Consider the following 2294-nt stretch of genomic DNA (forward strand, 5'->3'; position numbering starts at 1 on the left):
GGCGCTCGGGCTCGCACCGAACAATGCGGCGATGCCGACGCCGAGCACGTCGGCGAGCGTTGCCAGCACGCGCAACGACGGCGACGAGAGGCCGCGTTCGATCTGGCTGAGGAAGCCGATCGAAAGCTCCGTGCGCGCCGCGACCGTCTCCAGCGAGAATTGCCGGACGCGCCTGAGATCCCTGATGCGGCGGCCGACCGCGATGTCCATCGCGGGCTCCGCCGGTTCGGTGACGGCCTTGGGTTTCGCCCGCTTCGCCGGCTTTGCGGCGGCCGGTTTGCGCATTCTTTTGCCACCGCTCACGTCAAACCGCTTCCTTCATGTGCATGAAAACCGCTTGCGTCGCCCGCGAAAATGTGACCAAATTTTCATGTTGGTGAAAATAGGCCGAAACGGCTTGACCCGCAACGTCTGATCACGACATGCGCGCGCGCCGGCCACCGGCCAGGCCCAAAGGGGGATGCGATGAAGCGTTTTGGTCTGGCCGCGATCGCGGCGCTTGCGCTGGCCGTGGTGCCGGCTTCTGCTCAACAGGTGTTGAAGGTCGGCTCGACCCCGACGGGCATTCCCTTCACCTTCCTCGACACCAAGACCAACACCATCCAGGGCATCATGGTCGACCTCGTCACCGAGATCGGCAAGGACGCCGGCTTCAACGTTCAGATCGAGCCGATGCAGTTCTCAGCGCTGATCCCGTCGCTGACCTCGAGCAAGATCGACATCATCGCCGCTGCGATGTTCATCACGCCGCCGCGGAAAGAGGTCGTCGACTTCTCCGACCCGATCTACACCTACGGCGAAGGCTTGGTGGTGCCGAAGAGCGACACCAAGGCCTATGCCACGCAGGACGACCTGAAGGGCGAGACGGTCGGCGCCCAGGTCGGCACCGCCTTCGTCGATGCGCTGAAGAAGTCCGGCCTGTTCGCCGACGTCAAGGCCTACGACACCATTCCCGACATCCTGCGCGACGTGAACACCGGCCGTCTCAAGGCCGGCTACGCCGACTATCCGATCCTCGCCTACAATCTGAAGCAGGGCGGATTCCCCGAGGTGCGGCTCGTCGACGGCTACAAGCCCGTCACCGTCGGCTCGGTCGGCATCGGCGTGCGCAAGGGCGAGACCGCGCTGCTCGGCAAGATCAACGCCTCGCTCGCGAAGCTGAAGGCCAATGGCACGATCGACAAGATTCTCGATAAATGGGGCCTGAAGGCTCAGGGCTGATTCCGGTTGATCGAAGGCTGCCCGGATGAAAGGCTTCTGGCACGACGCCGCCGAGTTCTTCCCGATCCTGATGAGCGGCGTCGTGCTGACGATCGTCGTCACCATCGGCTCGCTGCTGCTCTCGACGGTGCTCGGCCTGATCTGGGCGATGATGCGGGTCTCCGGCATCAAGGCGCTGTCGATGCTCAGCGCCAGCCTGATCAATGTGATCCGTGGCATCCCGATCATCGTGCTGTTGTTCTACCTCTATTTCGTGATGCCCGATCTCGGCGTCACGCTGTCGGCCCTGCAGGCCGCGATCCTCGGGCTCGGCATCGCCTATTCGGCCTACCAGGCGGAAAATTTCCGCGCCGGGATCGAGGCGATTGACAAGGGGCAGATCGAGGCGGCGCAGTCGATCGGCATGGGCTGGTGGCTCACCATGCGCCGCGTGGTGCTGCCGCAGGCGGTGCGCATCGTGCTGCCTCCCTACGGCAACGTCATGATCATGATGCTGAAGGATTCGTCGCAGGCCTCCACAATCACGGTCGCCGAGCTTGCGCTGCAGGGCAAGCTGATCGCCTCCTCGACCTTCAAGAACACCAGCGTGTTCACGCTGGTGGCGCTGATGTACCTCACCATGAGCATTCCGCTGATCCTGCTGGTCCGTCACTTCGAAAAGCGGGCGGGCAAGAAATGATCGAGCTAACCGACGTTCACAAGAGCTTCGGCAAAGTCGAGGTGCTCAAGGGCATCACGGCGAAGGTTGAGAAGGGCGAGGTGGTCTGCATCGTCGGTCCCTCTGGCTCGGGCAAGTCCACCATCCTGCGCTGCATCAACGGGCTGGAGAGCTACGACCGCGGCGAGATCAGCGTCGAGGGTCTGAAGGTCGACCGCGATGCGCCGTCGATCGTGGCCATACGCACCCAGGTCTCGATGGTGTTCCAGCGCTTCAACCTGTTTCCGCATCGCACCGCGCTGGAGAACGTGATCGAGGGGCCGCTCTTCGTGAAGAGGGAGCCGCGCGCCGTCTGCGGCTGATAAGCAGCAGACCACATCGCAGCCGCAGCAATCACCGGCGACGGGAAACTCGG

Annotated in this window: 3 protein-coding genes and 1 pseudogene; 3 read left to right on the forward strand and 1 reads right to left on the reverse strand. The window is 63.5% G+C overall.

What is annotated here, in order from left to right:
* Positions 1-285 (reverse strand): helix-turn-helix domain-containing protein (locus MOV75_RS35125; protein WP_247007637.1); only part of this gene is annotated, 285 nt, incomplete at its 3' end.
* Positions 286-465: 180 nt separating this feature from the next.
* Between MOV75_RS35125 and MOV75_RS35130 the strand changes: the two genes are divergently transcribed.
* The 3 genes and pseudogenes from MOV75_RS35130 to MOV75_RS35140 all read left to right on the forward strand — a co-directional run.
* The gene (locus MOV75_RS35130; RefSeq protein ID WP_246922605.1) at positions 466-1221 is read left to right on the forward strand and encodes an ABC transporter substrate-binding protein; all 756 of its coding nucleotides are present in this window, start codon (positions 466-468) and stop codon (positions 1219-1221) included.
* A 25-nt stretch (positions 1222-1246) separates the two neighbouring features.
* On the forward strand, positions 1247-1900 hold the full coding sequence (locus MOV75_RS35135) for an amino acid ABC transporter permease (protein ID WP_246922602.1): 654 nt from the start codon (positions 1247-1249) through the stop codon (positions 1898-1900).
* Positions 1897-2229 (forward strand): annotated as a pseudogene (locus tag MOV75_RS35140) (ATP-binding cassette domain-containing protein); the annotation flags it as partial. The gene MOV75_RS35135 and the pseudogene MOV75_RS35140, both read left to right, overlap by 4 nt.
* Between the last annotated feature and the right edge of the window lie 65 nt (positions 2230-2294).

It is taken from the genome of Bradyrhizobium sp. PRIMUS42 (assembly GCF_023006515.1).
In the GTDB taxonomy this organism is placed as follows: domain Bacteria; phylum Pseudomonadota; class Alphaproteobacteria; order Rhizobiales; family Xanthobacteraceae; genus Bradyrhizobium.